We start from the raw sequence: 18,441 nt of genomic DNA, 5'->3' as shown, positions 1-18,441 counted from the left end.
GCCAGCGCATGTCACGGGTCGATACAGGAGGGGCCCCCGTTACCATTTCGTTACAGCACCGATTCTTTTCGGCTATCACCGACAAAAGCCATGGTCACCGCCTGACTACCGCCCGCAGATGATCACTCCGGGTACGCGAAAGCCCACGCACCCCCTTGACTCACGGGAATGCGCGGGCTTATCGACGGGAAGATCCTCCCCGTACGGCGCGGCGAGACGCCGGCGGGACAGGTCCCTCAGGCACCCTCCCCCTCAGCCGGACCAGGCGTCCCGTCGACCACGATCTGCGCCACCTGACGCATGCTCAAGCGGCGGTCCATCGACGCCTTCTGGATCCACCGGAAGGCCTGCGGCTCGCTCCACCCGTGCTGCTCCATGAGCCGCCCCTTGGCCCGCTCCACCAGCTTGCGGGTCTCCAGCCGCTCGGAGAGCGTGCCCACCTCCCGCTCCAGCGCCGCGATCTCCTCGTGCCTGCTGACCGCCATCTCGATCGCCGGCACCAGATCCGACTTGGTGAACGGCTTCACCAGATACGCCATCGCCCCGGCGTCCCGGGCCCGCTCCACCAGATCCCGCTGCGAGAAGGCGGTCAGGATCAGGCACGGCGCGATCCGCTGCGACACGATCTGCTCGGCGGCCGAGATCCCGTCCAGGATGGGCATCTTCACATCCAGGATCACCAGATCCGGCCGCGTCTCCAGCGCCAGTTTGACCGCGGTCTCCCCGTCCCCGGCCTCACCGACGACGGCGTAGCCGTCCTCTTCCAGCATCTCCTTGAGATCGAGGCGGATCAGCGCCTCGTCTTCCGCGATCACCACTCGCCGCTGCGTACTCACGAGCAAGAGAGTACCGATGTCCGCTAGATTAGGACCACGCCGGTGCCCGACACTGATCCAGTTCTGGGTAGGCTCGCAGCCTGCACGTCAGTTCTGGACAGGTCCGGAAATACGCCCCGATATCCCAACGGCAGAGGAAATGGTCTCAAACACCATCTAGTGTGGGTTCGAATCCCACTCGGGGCACCTCACAACCGCTCGGCCGGGCAGCCGGGCGGTTTGTCGTATCCACCGGCGGAACTCTCCTCCACCGGCGAGACTCTCCGCACTCTCCGCACTCTCCGCGCGCGCGGAGGCCCCCGCAGGCCGACGGGGCCGGGGCCCGATGATCCGACGGGGTACGGGAGAAGGAGACGGCGATCGAGTAGGTTGCCGGAGACGGACGGATCGGGAGTTGACGGCATGGGTGATCGGTGAGCCACGTCGCGGAGGGGCGCGGCGGCATCCCGGTGAGCTTCCCCGCCGAGCTCCGGCTGAGCGGGCACGGCCTGGTGCTGCGGGAGTGGCACGACGAGGACCTGGCGGCGATGGTGGGGCTGTTCGACGACCCGGACGTGGCCTACTGGACGCCGCTGGTCTCGCCGTTCGACCTGAACGCCGCGCGGGTCTATCTCAAGCGGGCGCGGGAGAGACGGGCCGCGGGGCAGCGGGTCCAGCTGGCCATCACGGCCGACGGCGGTGAGCCGCTGGGCGAGGTCCTGCTCATGCTGCCCGGAGCCGACCTGGACGTCGCGGAGATCGGTTACGTCGTGGGGGCGGCGCACCGGAGACGGGGGCTGGCGTCGCGGGCGGTGCGGGTGATGACGGACTTCGCCCGTGACACGGTGGGCGTCGTCCAACTGCTGCTGGAGATAGAGACGGGCAACGCCGCGAGCGCGGCGGTCGCCCGCGCGGCGGGATACCGCCTGACGGACGTGCCGCCGATCGCCGGGGAGGACAAGGGACGTCGGCTGTCGCTGTGGACGTGGGCCTACGACCACGTCTAGCGACGCGGGCGGCCCACGGCCCGCCGACGCCGTACGGGGCTGAGAGTCACCGTGTGGCCCCTGGGGGCCGCCGTGGCCGCACGAGGCCCGGACGGGACCGCGGTCGGCGCCCGGTGCGGCTGAGTCCCGCAGGGCGCGTGCGGCGCGACCGAGTCCCGCAGGGCGCCTGTGGCGCAGCGGAGTCCCCCAGGACGTGTGCAGCGCAGCGGAGTCCCGCAGGGCGCGGGTGGCGCCCCGGTCCCGGTGGCCGACGCAGACCCGCCACCGGGACCGGAGTGATCCGGTGCTCCCCGGAGACCACATGGGGACAGAGAGCACCGATTACCCCGGAATCATCACGGGAAACGGGGACCGTGTCGAGTCCGCGGCCGGAGCCCGGTGTGACGGAGGCCCGGCGGCGGCGCCGGGGCGGTCAGGCGGAGCGATCAGACGGGGTGGGCCAGGCGGAGCGGTCAGACGGGGTGGGCGACGGCCGCGCCGATGGTGTGGACCCGCAGGGCGTTGGTGGAGCCGGCCGTGCCGGGGGGCGAGCCGGCGACGATGACGACCTTGTCGCCCTTCTCCAGGCGCGCGTTGGCCAGCAGGGACGCCTCGACCTGGCGGACCATGTCGTCGGTGTGGTGGACGAACGGCACCTCGAAGGTCTCCACGCCCCAGGTCAGCGCGAGCTGGCAGCGGACGTGCGGGGAGGAGGTGAAGGCCAGCAGCGGGATCGGCGAGCGGTAGCGCGCCAGGCGGCGGGCGGTCTCTCCGGACATGGTGAAGGCGACCAGGGCCTTGGCTCCGACGATGGCACCGACCTCGGCCGCGGCACGGGCGATGGCGCCGCCGGTGGTCTCCGGCAGCCGGTCGAGGCTGTGGGTGGCCTGCAGCGAGGTCTTCTCCGCCGCGGTCGCGATGCGGCTCATGGTCTGCACGGCCTCGATGGGGTAGTTGCCGACCGAGGTCTCGCCGGAGAGCATGACCGCGTCGGCGCCGTCCATGACGGCGTAGGCGACGTCGGAGGCCTCGGCGCGGGTCGGGCGGGGCGCGCTGATCATCGAGTCGAGCATCTGGGTGGCGACGATGACCGGGCGGGCCTTCTCACGGCAGAGCTCGATGGCGCGCTTCTGCACGATCGGCACATCTTCGAGGGGCAGCTCGACGCCGAGGTCGCCACGGGCGACCATGATGCCGTCGAAGGCTTCGATGATCTCGGGCAGCCGCTCCACGGCCTGCGGCTTCTCGATCTTGGCGAGCAGCGGGAGGCGGACGGCCTCCTGCTCCATGATGTTGCGCACCACGTCGGCGTCGGAGGGACGGCGGACGAAGGAGAGCGCGATGAGGTCGAAGCCGGTGCGCAGGGCCCAGCGCAGGTCGGTCTCGTCCTTGTCGGTGAGGGCCGGGGCGCTGACGTTGACGCCGGGCAGGTTGAGGCCCTTGTTGTCGGAGATCATGCCGCCGATGATCACGCGGGTGGTGATGCGCTGGCCGTCGACCCTGGTCACCTCCAGGTGGACGCGGCCGTCGTCGACGAGGATGCTGTCGCCCGGGCGGACGTCCTTGGGCAGGCCGAGGTAGGTCGTGGAGACCTGCTCGCGGTCGCCGGGGACCTCTTCGGTGGTGATGGTGAAGACGTCACCGAAGCCGAGGCGGACCGGGCCCTCCTCGAACTTGCCCACCCGGATCTTGGGGCCCTGCAGGTCGGCCAGCACGCCTACGCCGCGGCCGAGCTCGGCGGCGGCCTCCCGCACCCTGTCGTAGACCTCCTTGTGCAGCTCGTGGCTGCCGTGGCTGAGGTTGAAACGGGCCACGTCCATGCCCGCGGCGATGAGCTCGCGGAGGCGTTCGGGAGAGGAGGTGGCAGGGCCGAGAGTGCAGACGATTTTCGCGCGACGGGTCACGGGTCCCACCCTAATTGGTACAGACCACTTGGTTGTTACGTTGGCCGTAGCACCGGTGAAAAACTCGGTGACATTACGCTACCTCCGGTCACCGGTGGTCGGCGAATCGGCCTGCGGGGTTCTCATCGGATCTTCACGGGCCACCAAGGGGTGTCGAGGGGGCCTCCGAGGGCGGGCCCATGGTGTGCGGCCGGAGCCACGGCGGTCGAGACGGGCGCTGGTCACGGCGTGCGCGCCGGGCGGGGCGGGTGCTGTGGGGTGGCCGGTGGGCGCCGCACGGCGGGTGTCACCGGGTGACGGTGGCGGCCTTGGCGGCGTTGACGATGCCCCGGCCGTAGAAGCCGTTGCGGGACTTGGCGCCCTGGCAGGTCTGGGAGATCTTCTGGTCCTTGATGCGGTAGACGTACTTGCGCGGCGAAGGACAGGCGTGCTTGGTGGCGGTGGCGTAGAGCAGGCGCTCGACCTCGGCGGGGGGCATGCTGAGGCCGCCCTTGCCGGGCCTGCCGAAGCGGCTGATGAGGATGGCGGCGACGCCGGTGGCGTGCGGGGCGGCCATGGAGGTGCCCGCGAGATACTGGTAGTAGGCGCAGGTTCCGTCGTGGCAGTCGCGGACCACCGAGCGGTTCTTGGGAGTGCCGTCGCGGCTGATCAGGCCCTCGGCGCGGAGCACGTTCTCGGGCGCGGCGGCCAGGACGGTCCGGGTGACGTCGGATCCGCCGGTGCCGTCATACCCGTCGCCGCCGGGGGCCGCCAGGTCCGTCTGCTCGACGCCGTAGTCGGAGTAGTAGGCCTTGCGCTTGCTGACGCCGACCGCCGCCACCGAGATGACGCCCTTGGACTCGGAGGGGACGCTGAGGCAGGAGTTGTCGATCTCGCGGACGCGCGCGGAGTCGGCCGGGTGGTCGGGGCTGGACATGTCGTAGCGGGGCCTGCCGAGGTCGATGAGGTCGTTGCCGAGGGCGCTGATGAGGGTGACGCCGCGCTTGCGGGCGTAGTCCAGCGCGCGCTGCATGCCGATGACGACCCCGCGCTGTTCGAGCTGCTCGGCCTTGGAGTCGGCCGGGTTGGCCTTGCAGTTGAACAGCCAGGGGTCGATGTAGTAGCTCATGTTGACCACGTCGATGCCCGCGTCGGCGGCGTAGGTGAGCGCGTCGATGCTGGGTTTGAGGAAGAACATGCCGGAGTCCTGGCCGGCGCGCAGGTTGACCAGGGAGACCTGGGGGGCGACGCCGGCGACGCCCAGGCCGTTGATCGGCGAGGCGACCGTGCTGGCGACGTGGGTGCCGTGGCCGTCGTCGTCCCAGTCGGCCGGGTCCTTGCATCCCTTGAACTCGCAGGGCCCGTCGAAGGTCTCCCCCTTGGAGTCGGTGGGCCGGTCGGTCACGAAGTTGCGGCTCAGCGCGCGGTTGAAGTTCGGCGCGATGTCGGGGTGCCTGCCGTCTATGCCGGTGTCGATGATGCCCACGAGCACTTTCCTGCTGCCGCGCGCGGTGGCGTAGGAGCCGTCGGGGGTGGCGCCGATCATCTTCATGTCCCACTGCCTCCCGGCCAGCGGCTCGCCCCCGGAGGACAGCTCGACCTCCCGGATGTCGGAGGCGTTCGCGCGGGTGGCGGGGGCGGCGGCGGGTGCCGCCGTCGCGGAGCCGATCCTGCGGTCGGAGGAGACGCCCGCTACGGCGTCGCTGCCGGCGAGGCTCTCGACGAAACGGGCGCCGGGACCGCGGGCGACGACGTAGCCGAGCCTGGGCTCGGTGGACAGCGCGGTGCCGCCGCCCGCCCTGATGGCCTCCACCGCCCGGTCCCGGGCGCCGTCGGCGTAGAAGACCAGGTAGTCACCGAGCTGTCCGGTGGCGGCGGACGCCCCGCCGGTCGGGGGGATCGCCGTGAGGGTGCCGGCCAGAGCCACCACCGTCACCGCGCTGGTCAGGCGACCGCTCCACCGACTCATATATCCCCCATATTCACCTAGATAAGGATGAATAATATTTCAGGGATATATCCGGCGCAGCAACTCGCACACTGATCCCCGCGGTGTTCCCGGTACGGCGGGCGCCGCCGTACCGGGAACACCGCGGAACGGTCAGACCAGCGGCCGGGCGGTCGGCGGGATGGCCACCGGAAGGGCCGTCTGACCGGTGAGGTAGCGGTCGGCCGCCGACGCGGCCGAGCGGCCCTCGGCGATCGCCCAGACGATCAGCGACTGGCCGCGGCCCATGTCGCCGGCCACGAACACGCCGTCCACCGAGGACATGTAGCCCTTGTCCCGCGCGACGTTGCCGCGCGCGTCGAAGAACTCGCCGGAGGCGACCCCGGCCAGCTCCTCCAGCAGACCGCCCTTCTCCGGGCCGACGAAGCCCATCGACAGCGTGACCAGCTCCGCCGGGATCTCCCGCTCGGTGCCGGGGACCGGCCTGAAACCGGCCGCCGGGCCCTCGACCTCGACCAGGCGCAGCGCCCGGACGTTGCCGTCGGCGTCGCCGACGAACTCGGTGGTGGAGACCGCGTAGACCCGGTCGCCGCCGCCGTCGGCCAGCTCCTCGTGGGCGCTCTCCATCTTGAACAGGATGGGGAACGTGGGCCACGGCTGGCTGCCGGGACGCTCGGCCGGAGGCTGGGGCATGATCTCCAGCTGGGTGACCGAGGCGGCCCCCTGCCGGATCGCGGTGCCGATGCAGTCGGCGCCGGTGTCACCGCCGCCGATCACGACGACGTGCTTGCCCTCGGCGCTGATCGGCGAGACCGGGTAGTCGCCCTCCTGGACCTTGTTGGCCGGGGGGAGATACTCCATCGCCTGGTGGACGCCCTTCAGGTCGCGTCCGGCGACCGCCAGGTCGCGCCACTGGGTCGCGCCACCCGCCAGGACGACCGCGTCGAACTCCTCCCGGAGCTGGGCCGCGGTGATGTCGACGCCGACGTTAACGCCGGTGCGGAACTCGGTGCCCTCGGCCCGCATCTGCGCGAGCCTGCGGTCGATGTGCCGCTTCTCCATCTTGAACTCGGGGATGCCGTAGCGGAGCAGCCCGCCGATCCGGTCGGCGCGCTCGAACACCACCACGTCGTGCCCGGCCCTGGTGAGCTGCTGGGCGGCGGCCAGGCCCGCGGGGCCCGAGCCGACGACCGCGACCCGCTTGCCGGTCTTCGAACTCGGCGGCTGGGGGGTGACCCAGCCCTCGTCGAAGGCACGGTCGATGATCTCGACCTCGACCCGCTTGATCGCGACCGGGTCGGAGTTGATGCCGAGCACGCACGCCGCCTCGCACGGAGCCGGGCACAGGCGGCCGGTGAACTCCGGGAAGTTGTTGGTGGCGTGCAGGCGCTCGATGGCCTCCTGCCAGTCGTCGCGGTAGACCAGGTCGTTCCACTCGGGGATGAGGTTGCCCAGCGGGCAACCGTTGTGGCAGAACGGGATGCCGCAGTCCATGCAGCGTGCGGCCTGCTTGGTCAGCGCGGGCCGGGGGAAGTCCTGGTAGACCTCCCGCCAGTCGCGGATGCGCACGTCCACCGGGCGGCGCGCCGGCAGCTCGCGCCCGTGCGTGAGGAAACCCTTCGGGTCAGCCATCGGTATGCCCCCTTATCCCTGAACAGTCTCGTGAGCGCGGCCGGTCATGACCACTCCGGTATGTGTCGGCATCGGCGTCATCCCTGAACCGCGGCGGCCATGACCGCCTCGTCGATGTCGCGGCCTTCGAGGCGCGCGGCCTCGGCGGCCCGGAGGACCCGCTTGTAGTCCGTCGGCATGATCTTGCTGAACCGGGCCGGGTCCCAGTCGGTGAGGAGCGCCTTGGCCACCGTGGAACCGGTCTCGGTCAGGTGCGCCTCGACGACCTCCCGCAGCATGTCGGAGTCGGCCTCGTCCAGCGCCTCGATCTCCACCATCTCGCGGTTGACCCGGTCGGCGTTGAGGTCGAGCAGGTAGGCGACGCCGCCGGACATGCCCGCCGCGAAGTTGCGGCCGGTCGGGCCGAGGACGACGACCTTGCCGCCCGTCATGTACTCGCAGCCGTGGTCGCCGACGCCCTCGACGACCGCGGTGGCGCCGGAGTTGCGGACGCAGAACCGCTCCCCCATCACGCCGCGGACGAACACCTCGCCGGAGGTCGCGCCGTACAGGCCGACGTTGCCGGCGATGATGTGCCCCTCAAGCGGGGCCTCGTCGTGCGGCTGGAGTGTGATCCGGCCACCCGACAGGCCCTTGCCGAGGTAGTCGTTGGCGTCGCCGGTCAGCCGCAGCGTGACGCCCCGGGGCACGAAGGCGCCGAAGGAGTTGCCGGCCGAGCCGGTGAAGCGGACCTCGATGGTGTCGTCGGGGAGCCCGGCCCCGCCGTACCGCTTGGTCACCTCGTGGCCGAGCATGGTGCCGACCGTGCGGTTGACGTTGCGGATGGGCAGCTCCAGGGTGACCCGCCGGCCGTTGGCCAGCGCCCCCTCGGCGAGCTGGATCAGCGTGTGGTCCAGGGCCCTGTCCAGGCCGTGGTCCTGCTCCTGCGTACGGCGGAGCGCGGTGCCCGCGGGCAGCTCCGGCTGGTGCAGGATCGGCGCCAGGTCCAGGCCCGCCGCCTTCCAGTGGTGCTCGGCCGAGGTGGTGTCCAGCAGCTCGGCGTGGCCGATGGCCTCGTCGAGGCTGCGGAAGCCCAGCGCGGCGAGGTGCTCGCGGATCTCCTCGGCGATGAACTCGAAGAAGTTGACCACGAACTCGGGCCTGCCGCTGAAGCGCTTGCGCAGCTCGGGGTTCTGGGTGGCGACGCCGACCGGGCAGGTGTCCAGGTGGCACACGCGCATCATCACGCAGCCGGAGACGACCAGCGGGGCGGTGGCGAAGCCGTACTCCTCGGCGCCGAGCAGCGCGGCGACGACCACGTCACGGCCGGTCTTGAGCTGGCCGTCCACCTGCACGACGATCCGGTCACGCAGGCCGTTGAGCAGCAGCGTCTGCTGTGTCTCGGCCAGGCCCAGCTCCCAGGGGGCGCCCGCGTGCTTGAGCGAGGTCAGCGGGGACGCGCCGGTGCCTCCGTCGTGACCGGAGATGAGCACGACGTCCGCGTGGGCCTTGGACACGCCCGCCGCGACCGTGCCGACGCCGACCTCGGCCACGAGCTTGACGTGCACGCGGGCGGCCGGGTTGGAGTTCTTCAGGTCGTGGATGAGCTGGGCGAGGTCCTCGATGGAGTAGATGTCGTGGTGCGGCGGCGGCGAGATGAGGCCGACGCCCGGGGTGGAGTGCCGGGTCTTGGCGATCCACGGGTAGACCTTGTGGCCGGGCAGCTGGCCGCCCTCGCCGGGCTTGGCGCCCTGGGCCATCTTGATCTGCAGGTCGTCGGCGTTGACCAGATACTCCGACGTCACGCCGAAGCGGCCGGAGGCCACCTGCTTGATGGCCGAGCGGCGGGCCGGGTCGTAGAGCCGCTCGGGGTCCTCGCCGCCCTCGCCGGTGTTGGACTTGCCGCCCAGCCGGTTCATCGCGATGGCGAGGGTCTCGTGCGCCTCCATCGAGATGGAGCCGTAGGACATCGCGCCGGTGGAGAAGCGCTTGACGATCTCGGAGACCGGCTCGACCTCGTCGATCGGGACCGGCTCGCGGACGCCGTCCCTGAACTTGAACAGGCCGCGCAGCGTCATCAGCTTCTCGGCCTGGGAGTCCACCAGGCCGGTGTACTCCTTGAAGATCTCGTAGCGGCGCGAGCGGGTGGCGTGCTGCAGCTTGAAGACCGTCTCGGGGTTGAACAGGTGCGGCTCGCCCTCGCGGCGCCACTGGTACTCCCCGCCGACCTCCAGGCGGCGGTGGGCGTTCTCGGCCCGCGGGTAGGCCCGGCGGTGGCGGAGCGCGACCTCCTGGGCCAGGACGTCGAAGCCGACGCCGCCCAGGCGCGAGGTCGTCCCGGCGAAGCAGGCGTCGATGACGTCCTTGCCCAGGCCGAGCGCCTCGAAGATCTGGGCGCCGGTGTAGGAGGCGACGGTGGACACGCCCATCTTGGACATGACCTTCAGCACGCCCTTGCCGTAGGCCTTGATGAGGTTGCGCACGGCCTTGTGCCTGTCGATGGCCAGGACACCGGAGCCGACCATGTCCTCGACGGTCTCGATGGCGAGGTAGGGGTTGACCGCGCCCGCGCCGTAGCCGATGAGCAGCGCCATGTGGTGGGCCTCGCGGGCCTCGCCGGTCTCGATGACCAGGCCGACCCGGGTGCGGGTCTTCTCGGCGATCAGGTGGTGGTGGACCGCGCCGGTGAGCATCAGCGACGGGATCGGCGCCAGGGCGTCGGAGGAGCCCCGGTCCGACAGCACGATGATCCGCGCCCCGCCCTCGATCGCCGCCGAGACCTCGGAGCGGATCTCCTCAAGGCGGCGCAGCAGCGCCTCGCCGCCGCCGGCGACCTCGTACAGGCCGGAGACGACGCGCGGGTGGAAGCCCGGCAGCGCGCCCTCGTCGTTGATGTGGATGATCTTCGCGAGCTCGTCGTTGTCGATCACCGGGTAGGGCAGGACGAGCTGGCGGCAGGAGGCCGGGCCCGGGTCGAGCAGGTTGCCCTCGGGGCCGAGCGTGCTGGCCAGGGAGGTGACGAGCTCCTCGCGGATGGCGTCCAGCGGCGGGTTGGTGACCTGGGCGAAGAGCTGGCTGAAGTAGTCGAACAGCAGCCGGGGCTTCTCGCTGAGCACCGCGACCGGGGTGTCGGTGCCCATCGAGCCGATCGGCTCGGCCCCCACCCTGGCCATCGGCGACAGGATGATCCGCAGCTCTTCCTCGGTGTAGCCGAAGGTCTGCTGCCGCTTGATCAGCGCCTCGTGGGTCGGGATCTCGCGGGAACGGGCGGGCAGCTCCTCGAAGCGGACCAGACCGGCGTGCAGCCACTCGTCGTAGGGCAGCTCGGCGGCGAGCTCCGCCTTGATCTCGTCATCCTCGATGATCTTGCCGAGCGCGGTGTCGATCAGGAACATCTTGCCGGGCTGCAGGCGGCCCTTGCGGACCACGTCCCCCGGCGCGATGTCGAGCACGCCGGCCTCGGAGGCCAGCACGACCAGGCCGTCGGCGGTTACCCAGAACCGTCCGGGGCGCAGGCCGTTGCGGTCGAGGACCGCGCCGACCAGGGTGCCGTCGGAGAAGGTGATCGAGGCCGGGCCGTCCCAGGCCTCCATGAGGGTGGAGTGGAACTCGTAGAAGGCCCGCCGCGCGGGGTCCATCTCGGTGTGGCTCTCCCACGCCTCGGGGATCATCATCAGCACCGCGTGCGGCAGCTTGCGCCCGGTGAGGTGGAGCAGCTCCAGCGTCTCGTCGAAGGAGGCGGTGTCGGAGCCGTCGGGGTCGCAGATCGGGAACAGCCGCGACAGCTCGCCCGGGATAGCGGCGGTCTCCAGCATGGCCTCGCGGGCCCGCATCCAGTTGCGGTTGCCCTTGACGGTGTTGATCTCACCGTTGTGGGCGATGTAGCGGTAGGGGTGCGCCAGCGGCCACGACGGGAAGGTGTTGGTGGAGAAGCGCGAGTGGACCAGCGAGATCGCGGTCTCGTAGCGCTCGTCGCTCAGGTCGGGAAAGAACGGCTCGACCTGCGAGGGGGTGAGCATGCCCTTGTAGACGATCGTCCGGGCGCTCAGCGAGGGGAAGTAGACGTCCACCTCGTGCTCGGCCCGCTTGCGCAGGCAGAAGGCCAGCCGGTCCAGCTCCAGCCCGCTCTCCCCGCCGGGGGAGGCCACGAACAGCTGCCGGAAGAACGGCATCACGGCGCGGGCGCTCGGCCCGGGCAGCGCGGAGTCGGTCGGCACGTCGCGCCAGCCGAGGACCGTCAGGCCCTCCTCCGCCGCGATCTCCTCGATCATCCGCACGCCGGTCTCGCGGGCCTCGGAGTCGCTGGGCAGGAAGGCCATGCCGGCGGCGTAGGAGCCGGCCGCGGGGAGCGGGAAGTCCGTCACCGCGCGGAAGAAGGTGTCGGGGATCTGCGTCAGGATGCCGGCTCCGTCGCCGGTGTCCGGTTCGCTACCCTGGGCCCCCCGATGATCGAGATTGCACAGCGCCGTCAGAGCCTTCGCGACGATGTCGTGGCTGCGGCGCCCGGCCACGTCCGCGACCATGGCGACGCCACAGGCGTCGTGCTCGTGCGAGGGGTGGTACAGGCCCTGGGGCTCGGGAAAGCCGAGGTGGGCAGCAGGCATTGAATCCCTCCCGTCGTCTCGCTTCTGTGGAACAAGCAAAGGGACGACGTTGGCCCTGCTGCGTGGTGTGTAGACATTACCGTACCCTGCCGGAAACCTGCCTACCCGACCCATATCACAACCATTTAGTACCGGTTTGACCGCTTCGTTCAACATGACGGCACGGCAGAACATTCCAGGTGAGGGCTCTAGGGTGGCCCCATGGAAGCGATTGCGGCGCTCATCGCGCAGGCGGGTGTGGACGGCAGGCGGCTGCGGACGGTGCTGACGCTCCTGGGCGACGGCCGCTGGTGGACACTGGCGGATCTGGTCCGGGAGAGCGCGACGTCGCGGCGGACCGTCGAAGCCCTGCTGCGCGAGGTCGAACTGGAGCGCTCCGGCGAGCGTTTCCGGCTCCGCGAGCCGCTGATCGGCCTGACGGGCGGCGGCCTCGCGCCGGCCGACCCGGTGGCCCACCTGCTGCCCGGGCACGCCGGCCTGGTCGCGCGGATGGAGGAGCTCATCGCCAAGGCGCCCCGCGGCCGCCAGGCGCTGGACCACGTGGCCGCCACCGCCGACACCGTGGTCCGGCGGGCGCTGCTGCTGGACGCCCGGTTCTGGCTGGAGGGGGCCCGGCTGCTGTGCGTGGGCGACCACGACCTGACCTCGCTGGCCACCGCGATGCTGCACCCGGGCGTCGAGGTGACCGTGGTGGACATCGACGAACGCATCCTCGCCTACATCTCGGAGCAGGCCGACCGGCTCGGCCTCGCCGTGCGGACCCGCTGGGCCGACCTGCGCCTGGGCCTGCCCGCCTCCGCGCAGTCGTGGGCCGACCTGGCCGTCACCGACCCGCCCTACACCCCCGAGGGCATCGGCCTGTTCGTCTCCCGCGCCGTGGAGGGGCTGCGCGACCGCGAGCGGGGCCGGATCCTGCTGGCCTACGGCGCGAGCGAGCGCACCCCGGCGCTGGCGCTGAAGGTGCAGCACGCCCTGTCCCAGCTCAACCTCGTCAACGAGGCCATCTATCCCGACTTCAATCGCTATTTCGGCGCCGAGGCCATCGGCTCCGCCGCCGACCTGTACATCCTGCGCCCCACCACCAAGACCTGGCCCGCCGTGGCCGCCCGCGTCGACGGCTTCGGCGCCGCCATCTACACGCACGGCCCCCAGTCGATCGAGTCGGCCCCCGCCCCCGCCCCCGCGTCGGCCGCCGCCGGCCCGGCCCCCGAGGTGCTCGTGGGCGAGTGGCCGAAGGACCTGCTCGCCAAGACGCCCCGGGCCCGGCTGGCGACCTGGCTCGCCAAGCCCTACGCCAGCGACCCCGCGAGGGTGGCGATAGCCGTGCCCGCCGGGCTGGAGGCGGCGCTCCCCCGGCTGCTGCTGGCCACCCGCGCCCAGCACGTCCAGGTCACCCTGGCCGGACCGCCGAAAGACCTGCCCACCGAGCTGCTCTCGGCGGTCTACGGACTGACCGTCGAGGGCCGGACCGTCCACGCCGTACGGCTGCCGCCCCCCGCCACGGCCGAGGGGCGGATCCTGCGCCGCGTCCTGGACAACGCCCACGGCAAACTCGCCAACACCTGGCGCGAGGCCCTCATCAAGGCCCGTGACGGGCTGACCAAGAAGCAGGCCAGGGCGATCGTCGGCCGCCTGGCCCCCTGGGCCGACGACGTCACCGTCCTCGAACTGCCGGCCTGCCGCCTCCAGCAACTCCCCGCCGCGGTGGCGGCCTCCCTCACCGCACCAGACGCCGCTGGATCACCAGACTGAGGCCGTCCATCGCGACCTGCGGATAGGTGAGGTCCACCCGGCCCGTGCCGCCCACCGGGGCGACCCAGCTCACCGTGACGTAGTGGCCCAGGGCCCGGGCCTGGGCCCAGCTCCGGGAGCCGTCGAAGCCGGCCGGGGTGCCGGGGGCGGGCCGTACGAACCCGCCGTCCTTCAGGGCCGCCACGAGCCTGTCGGCCGCGGTGGAGTCGGCCAGGTTGAAGACGGCGAACTGCCCGGAGATCCGGCCGTCCGGGGTCGCGTAGTGGGCGCGCAGCGCCTGGCTGCATCCGGCGACCGCGGCCTCGGCACTCCCCCACACCGCCGGGACGCAGTCGGTGAGCGCCTCGGTCCCCTTGACGGTGAGCGTGGTCCCGCCTGCGCTCACCGGCCCGGCGGGGAACATCTCGGCGACGGTCAGCGGGTCGGGATCGGCCGCGCGGGTGGCGATCGGCGCGTAGTGCGCCGTGGTCGGCTCGCCCCGGAAGGTGGCCGGGCGCGGGGCGTCGGCACCTCCGCCCAGCCACAGGAACGCCGCCCCCGCGGCGACGGCGAGCAGCACGGCGGTGACGGCGATCCACTTGCGCATGACCGATGAGCCTACTGCGACCGAACAGGTGGCGCAGGTCTAAGCAGGTCTAAGGGGCGGGAGCGGCCGCGACGACACGGCGGAAGACGGCCTTCTCCGCACCCCGGACCGCCAGGGACAGGGAGATGAAGTCGTCCTTGGCGCCCGGCTCGGCGCCGTCGGCGCGACCGATCCAGACCAGGCCCACGTAGTGGCCCATGGCGTGGCCGCTGGCCTCGGTGTAACCGCCGGCCGGGAAGCGCACCCTGGCCGACTCCAGCGGATGGGGCCAGCCGCCCCGGTGCATGGTCGTCAGCGACTGGACGAGCCCGTCGGCCGCGGCGGCGTCACGGAGGTTGAGCAGGGTGTATTGGGCGACGTGGCGGCCGTCGGCGGAGGTGTACAGGCCCCGGACGGCCTGGGTGCACCCGGCCTCGGTGAGCCGGCCGGCCAGCCCCTGCCCCCAGACCGCCGCCGAGCAGTCGGTGTCGAGTTTGGTGGCCGCCAGCCTGAGCGTGGTCCTGCCCTCCTTGAGGACCTTCTCGGCGAAGACGTCCTTCAGGGTCAGCGGGGCGGTGTCGGCCTTGCTCTGCGCGATCGGCGCGAACAGCTTCGGGGAGACCCAGCCCTTGTAGGCGTCGGGCCGGGGCTGGGTGGAGATGGCCGCGGCGGTGGCCCGCTCCGGCGAGAAGTCGTTGCCCATCGAGTCGATCACGAAGGCGAGGACGACCGCGGCGGCCAGCACCCCGGCCACCGAGGCGACGGCCACCAACAGCCGCTGCTGGCCCCGGCTCAGCCTCCGCTCCTCCGTCGGAGGCGCGCTCCTGGTCTGCGCCTTCGCCGGAGCACGGCGGCGCTTGCGGGCAGGGGGGGTCGTCACAGTCCGCTCCCTCCCAGGAGACTGCCGAGGGCGAAGGTCAGGCCGGCCGCGACCACGCCGACGACGAGCTGGCGCAGCCCGCTGTACCACCAGCTGCGCGCGGTGACCCGGGAGACCAGCGCACCCGCGCCGAACAGCGCCAGGCAGGAGATCACCGCCGAGCTCACCAGACTGGTGACCCCCAGCAGGTACGGCAGGAGCGGCAGGATCGCGCCCACGGAGAAGGACAGGAACGAGGAGACGGCGGCGGTCTTGGGCGAGGGCAGGTCGTCCGGGGTGACCCCCAGCTCGACCAGGGCGTGCACCTCCAGCGCCTTTTCCGGGTTGCGGGAGATCTGCCTGGCCACCTCGGCCGCCAGCGCGGGCTCGACGCCGCGTGACTCGTAGAGCTGGGCGAGCTCCTGCTGCTCGGCCTCGGGGTGGCGTTGCAGCTCGCGCCGCTCGACGTCGATCTCGGCGAGGGCGAGCTCCCGCTGGCTGGCCACCGAGACGTATTCGCCCCCGGCCATGGAGAACGCGCCCGCCGCCAGCCCGGCCACCCCGGCCAGCACGATGACCTTGGTGCTGGCCGTGCCGCCCGCCACACCCGCGATCAGGGCGAAGTTGGAGACGAGGCCGTCCATCGCGCCGAACACCGAGGGCCGCAGCCAGCCGCCGTTGACGTCACGGTGTGCGTGATGGATCTCGGCGCGTCCCCCGGACTCGCCTGCGCTCATGATCTGCCTGTCTCTCCCTCGGACACGGCCCGCACCGCGACCCCCTCGCCGGAGGTCCCGGAGGCGTCTGTCCCGCCGGCCTCGCCGGCCTTCTCTTCCTGGTCCGCCTGGTCGGACGGGTGCGCCGGGTCGACGGCCTCCGCGCCCTCCGGCGCGGCCCCCCGCGTCAGGCCGGCGGACCCGCCGTCCTTCCCGGCGTCACCGGTCTCCCCCTCATTGTCCGCGGCCGCCCTCTCCGCGCCGTCACCGGACTCCGCGGCCCCGTCGGCCTGGTCGGACGGGTGCGCCGGGTCGACGGCCTCCGCGCCCTCCGGCGCGGCCTCCTGCGTCAGGCCGACGGACTCCTCACCGGTCTTCCGTCCGGCATACCAGAAATACGCCACCGCCGCGACGAACAGGACGATGGAGGTCCACTGGTTGAGCCGCAGGCCGAGGATGTGGTGGGCGGTGTCCACCCGCATGCCCTCGATCCAGAACCGGCCCACGGTGTAGCCGGCGACGTAGAGGGCGAACACGCGGCCGTGACGGAGCGCGAACCTGCCGCCGATCCAGATCAGGACAAGCGCCAGGCCCAGGTCCCAGATCGACTCGTACAGGAACGTGGGGTGGTAGGTCGACTCGCCCGGCACCGTGCCCGGCCGGTCGGGGTCGATCTCCAGACCCCAGGGCAGGTCGGTGGGGCCGCCGAACAGCTCCTGGTTGAAGTAGTTGCCCCAGCGGCCGATGGCCTGGGCGAGCGCGATGCCGGGGGCGACGGTGTCGGCCACCGCGGACAGGGAGATCCCGCGGCCGCGACAGCCGAACCACACGCCCAGCGCGCCCAGGGCGACGGCCCCCCAGATGCCCAGGCCGCCGTTCCAGATGAACAGCGCCTCGATCGGCTCGTTGGGCGCGTCCGGCCCGAAGTAGAGCTGCCAGTCGGTGATGACGTGGTAGAGACGCCCACCGACCAGGCCGAACGGCACAGCCCAGACGGCGAGGTCCACGATCGTGCCGGGCGCGCCGCCGCGGGCGCGCCAGCGGCGCTCACCGAGGGCGACGGCGACGATGACGCCGAGCACGATGCACAGTGCGTAGGCCCGGATGGGGACCACGCCGAAGAGATGCCAGACCCCCTGGGAGGGGCTGGGAATCGAGGCGAGGGGCATGTCAGGTGACGTTACCGTGTCACGGCCTACTTGGCCGCATCAAGGATCGCATTGCGTAGATCGCCCGGCTTGAACGCCACGTCGTTGGCCAGCTCGACGCCGTTGAGCTTCAGCGTCGGGGTGCCCTGGAGCTTGGCGCTCTCCAGGACCTTGGCACTGTAGTCGGCCTGGGTGGCCGCCTTCTCCTGGCCGGTCACGCACTTGGCGAAGCCGGGGTCGGTGACGCCGGCGTCCTTGCCCCAGCTGACCAGGTCGTCGAGCTTGAAGCCCTCGACGGTCTCCGACGGCTGCTCCTTGAACAGCGTGTCGTGGAACTTGATCCACGGGACGCCGCCGGGGATGCAGCGGGCCGCCGCGCCGGCGCGGAGGGAGTTGCCGCGGGTGACGCCGCTGTTCATCTCCTGGGGGAAGATGGTGATCGTGTGGTAGACCACCTTGACCTTGCCCTCGGCCGCCAGGTTCTTGATCGTGGCGCTGCTGGTCTCCTCCAGCGCCTTGCAGGCGGGGCACTGGAAGTCCTCGTAGACGTCCAGCACCGGCTTCTCCACGCCCGCCTTGGCCATCACCATGGAGCCGTCGGCGGCGGGGGTGATGGGCGCCAGCGCCCCGGTGAGCTCCTCGGACTTGCTGCCCTGGGCGGCGAACCACCAGCCGGACCCGACGGCGGCGAGCGCGACGACCGCCACGGTCGTGATCGTCGCGATGCGCTTGAGCCGCTCCTTCTTCTGCTGCTCCTCGCGCTGCGCCTTGATCCGGTCACGCGCCGACTGATCCCGCGCGGCCTTGCCCATCAGTGGTTCTCCTTTTCATAGGGCTTCTCGTCGTCGCCCTCGATGTCGTCGTCATACAGCTTCCGTGCCGGGGTCAGGCCCAGCGCCGAGTCCAGTGCGAACCGTCCCGGCGGCAGCCAGGCGATGACCACGCCGAGCACGAAGAGACCGAAGTCCCGCAGGATGTCGATGAGGTATTCGGGCTCCACACCGGCCTTGAGCTGGCCGCCGCCGCCGAAGCAGCCGCAGTCGATCCGCAGGCCGCGCGCCCACGCCGAGGCGATGCCGATGACGAACGCCAGCATGAGCAGCGCGGAGATGATGCCCGCCACGCGGGTGAGCAGCCCGACAATCAGCAACACCCCTACGACGATCTCCACGATGGGCAGGCCGTAGCCGATCACCGTGGCAAGTGAGTCCGGAAGCAGTTCGTATGCTCTGACCGCCTGCACGGACAGCACCGGCGCGCCGATCTTCCCCCAACCGGCGTAGACCAGCACACCCGCCAGCACCAGCCGCGAGACAGTCGTCACCCAGGGTAGCGCCCAACTCGCCGAGTGCGACCGCGGAAGCACGGGCTTGTCAGAAGTCACGAGCACCATCGTCTCCTATTCCGGGCCCCCGGTTACGGCCGATCTCCATGGAAAGGCACCATCTGGGAGAACCCCATCACGAGCCAGATAAGCGTCGAATAAATCAACTACCGGGCAGAGAACCGCAGAACTGCCACACCAGAAACGCGCAGGTGGCGGCCTGGCGCAGG

At 71.3% G+C, this 18,441-nt stretch carries 13 protein-coding genes and 1 tRNA gene; 3 read left to right on the top strand and 11 right to left on the bottom strand.

The genetic code is table 11. The annotated features are described in order from the left end of the window. Positions 1–236: 236 nt before the first annotated feature. Complete coding sequence (locus tag J2S55_RS05980; RefSeq protein ID WP_306857891.1) at positions 237–836, bottom strand: ANTAR domain-containing response regulator; 600 nt, start codon at positions 834–836, stop codon at positions 237–239. A 113-nt stretch (positions 837–949) separates the two neighbouring features. Between J2S55_RS05980 and J2S55_RS05975 the strand changes: the two genes are divergently transcribed. Together J2S55_RS05975 and J2S55_RS05970 are read left to right on the top strand one after the other, a co-directional pair. Continuing rightward, positions 950–1,022, top strand: a tRNA-Leu gene (locus J2S55_RS05975). 227 nt (positions 1,023–1,249) lie between these two features. Next, a complete protein-coding gene (locus tag J2S55_RS05970; protein ID WP_306857890.1) occupies positions 1,250–1,822 on the top strand; it encodes a GNAT family N-acetyltransferase in 573 nt (190 codons plus the stop codon). Between the two features lie 452 nt (positions 1,823–2,274). On the opposite strand, the gene pyk is transcribed toward J2S55_RS05970, so the two are convergent. The 4 genes from pyk to gltB form a co-directional block, all read right to left on the bottom strand. Then, the gene (pyk, locus tag J2S55_RS05965; RefSeq protein WP_306857889.1) at positions 2,275–3,705 is read right to left on the bottom strand and encodes a pyruvate kinase; all 1,431 of its coding nucleotides are present in this window, start codon (positions 3,703–3,705) and stop codon (positions 2,275–2,277) included. A gap of 286 nt (positions 3,706–3,991) precedes the next feature. Then, entirely contained in the window at positions 3,992–5,653 is a 1,662-nt protein-coding gene (locus J2S55_RS05960) for a S8 family peptidase (RefSeq protein WP_306857887.1), read from the bottom strand. A gap of 132 nt (positions 5,654–5,785) precedes the next feature. Continuing rightward, entirely contained in the window at positions 5,786–7,264 is a 1,479-nt protein-coding gene (locus J2S55_RS05955) for a glutamate synthase subunit beta (RefSeq protein ID WP_306857885.1), read from the bottom strand. 77 nt (positions 7,265–7,341) lie between these two features. Then, a complete protein-coding gene (gene gltB / locus J2S55_RS05950) occupies positions 7,342–11,847 on the bottom strand; it encodes a glutamate synthase large subunit (RefSeq protein WP_306857883.1) in 4,506 nt (1,501 codons plus the stop codon). A gap of 201 nt (positions 11,848–12,048) precedes the next feature. Between gltB and J2S55_RS05945 the strand changes: the two genes are divergently transcribed. Further along, a complete protein-coding gene (locus J2S55_RS05945) occupies positions 12,049–13,599 on the top strand; it encodes a bis-aminopropyl spermidine synthase family protein (protein ID WP_306857881.1) in 1,551 nt (516 codons plus the stop codon). Here the strand turns inward: J2S55_RS05945 and J2S55_RS05940 are convergent. From J2S55_RS05940 to J2S55_RS05915, 6 genes are read right to left on the bottom strand one after another with little or no spacing between them, the layout of a single operon-like run. After that, complete coding sequence (locus tag J2S55_RS05940; RefSeq protein WP_306857879.1) at positions 13,565–14,185, bottom strand: hypothetical protein; 621 nt, start codon at positions 14,183–14,185, stop codon at positions 13,565–13,567. The genes J2S55_RS05945 and J2S55_RS05940 overlap by 35 nt on opposite strands. A gap of 49 nt (positions 14,186–14,234) precedes the next feature. Further along, positions 14,235–15,044, bottom strand: a complete 810-nt coding sequence (locus J2S55_RS05935) for a hypothetical protein (protein ID WP_306857878.1) — start codon at positions 15,042–15,044, stop codon at positions 14,235–14,237. Next, the gene (locus J2S55_RS05930) at positions 15,041–15,760 is read right to left on the bottom strand and encodes a VIT1/CCC1 transporter family protein (RefSeq protein ID WP_306857877.1); all 720 of its coding nucleotides are present in this window, start codon (positions 15,758–15,760) and stop codon (positions 15,041–15,043) included. The genes J2S55_RS05935 and J2S55_RS05930 overlap by 4 nt, the downstream gene beginning before the upstream one ends. After that, entirely contained in the window at positions 15,757–16,908 is a 1,152-nt protein-coding gene (lgt, locus tag J2S55_RS05925; protein WP_306857876.1) for a prolipoprotein diacylglyceryl transferase, read from the bottom strand. The genes J2S55_RS05930 and lgt overlap by 4 nt, the downstream gene beginning before the upstream one ends. A 26-nt stretch (positions 16,909–16,934) precedes the next feature. After that, positions 16,935–17,699, bottom strand: coding sequence for a DsbA family protein (locus J2S55_RS05920; protein ID WP_306857874.1), 765 nt, complete (start codon positions 17,697–17,699; stop codon positions 16,935–16,937). Further along, positions 17,699–18,211: a MauE/DoxX family redox-associated membrane protein gene (locus tag J2S55_RS05915; RefSeq protein WP_306857872.1), complete on the bottom strand. Its 513-nt coding sequence runs from the start codon at positions 18,209–18,211 to the stop codon at positions 17,699–17,701. The genes J2S55_RS05920 and J2S55_RS05915 overlap by 1 nt, the downstream gene beginning before the upstream one ends. Positions 18,212–18,441 lie beyond the last annotated feature (230 nt).

The sequence above is a fragment of the Streptosporangium brasiliense genome (genome assembly GCF_030811595.1).
GTDB classification, from domain to species: Bacteria; Actinomycetota; Actinomycetes; order Streptosporangiales; family Streptosporangiaceae; genus Streptosporangium; species Streptosporangium brasiliense.
This window is presented reverse-complemented; position numbering and strand designations above follow the sequence as displayed.

What these genes read in the sequence shown, in the direction of transcription:
- J2S55_RS05960 (WP_306857887.1), bottom strand. Translation starts at nt 5,653, where the DNA reads ATGAGTCGGTGGAGCGGTCGCCTGACCAGCGCGGTGACGGTGGTGGCT.
- J2S55_RS05955 (WP_306857885.1), bottom strand. Translation starts at nt 7,264, where the DNA reads ATGGCTGACCCGAAGGGTTTCCTCACGCACGGGCGCGAGCTGCCGGCG.
- gltB (WP_306857883.1), bottom strand. Translation starts at nt 11,847, where the DNA reads ATGCCTGCTGCCCACCTCGGCTTTCCCGAGCCCCAGGGCCTGTACCAC.
- J2S55_RS05945 (WP_306857881.1), top strand. Translation starts at nt 12,049, where the DNA reads ATGGAAGCGATTGCGGCGCTCATCGCGCAGGCGGGTGTGGACGGCAGG.
- J2S55_RS05940 (WP_306857879.1), bottom strand. Translation starts at nt 14,185, where the DNA reads ATGCGCAAGTGGATCGCCGTCACCGCCGTGCTGCTCGCCGTCGCCGCG.
- J2S55_RS05930 (WP_306857877.1), bottom strand. Translation starts at nt 15,760, where the DNA reads ATGAGCGCAGGCGAGTCCGGGGGACGCGCCGAGATCCATCACGCACAC.
- lgt (WP_306857876.1), bottom strand. Translation starts at nt 16,908, where the DNA reads ATGCCCCTCGCCTCGATTCCCAGCCCCTCCCAGGGGGTCTGGCATCTC.
- J2S55_RS05920 (WP_306857874.1), bottom strand. Translation starts at nt 17,699, where the DNA reads ATGGGCAAGGCCGCGCGGGATCAGTCGGCGCGTGACCGGATCAAGGCG.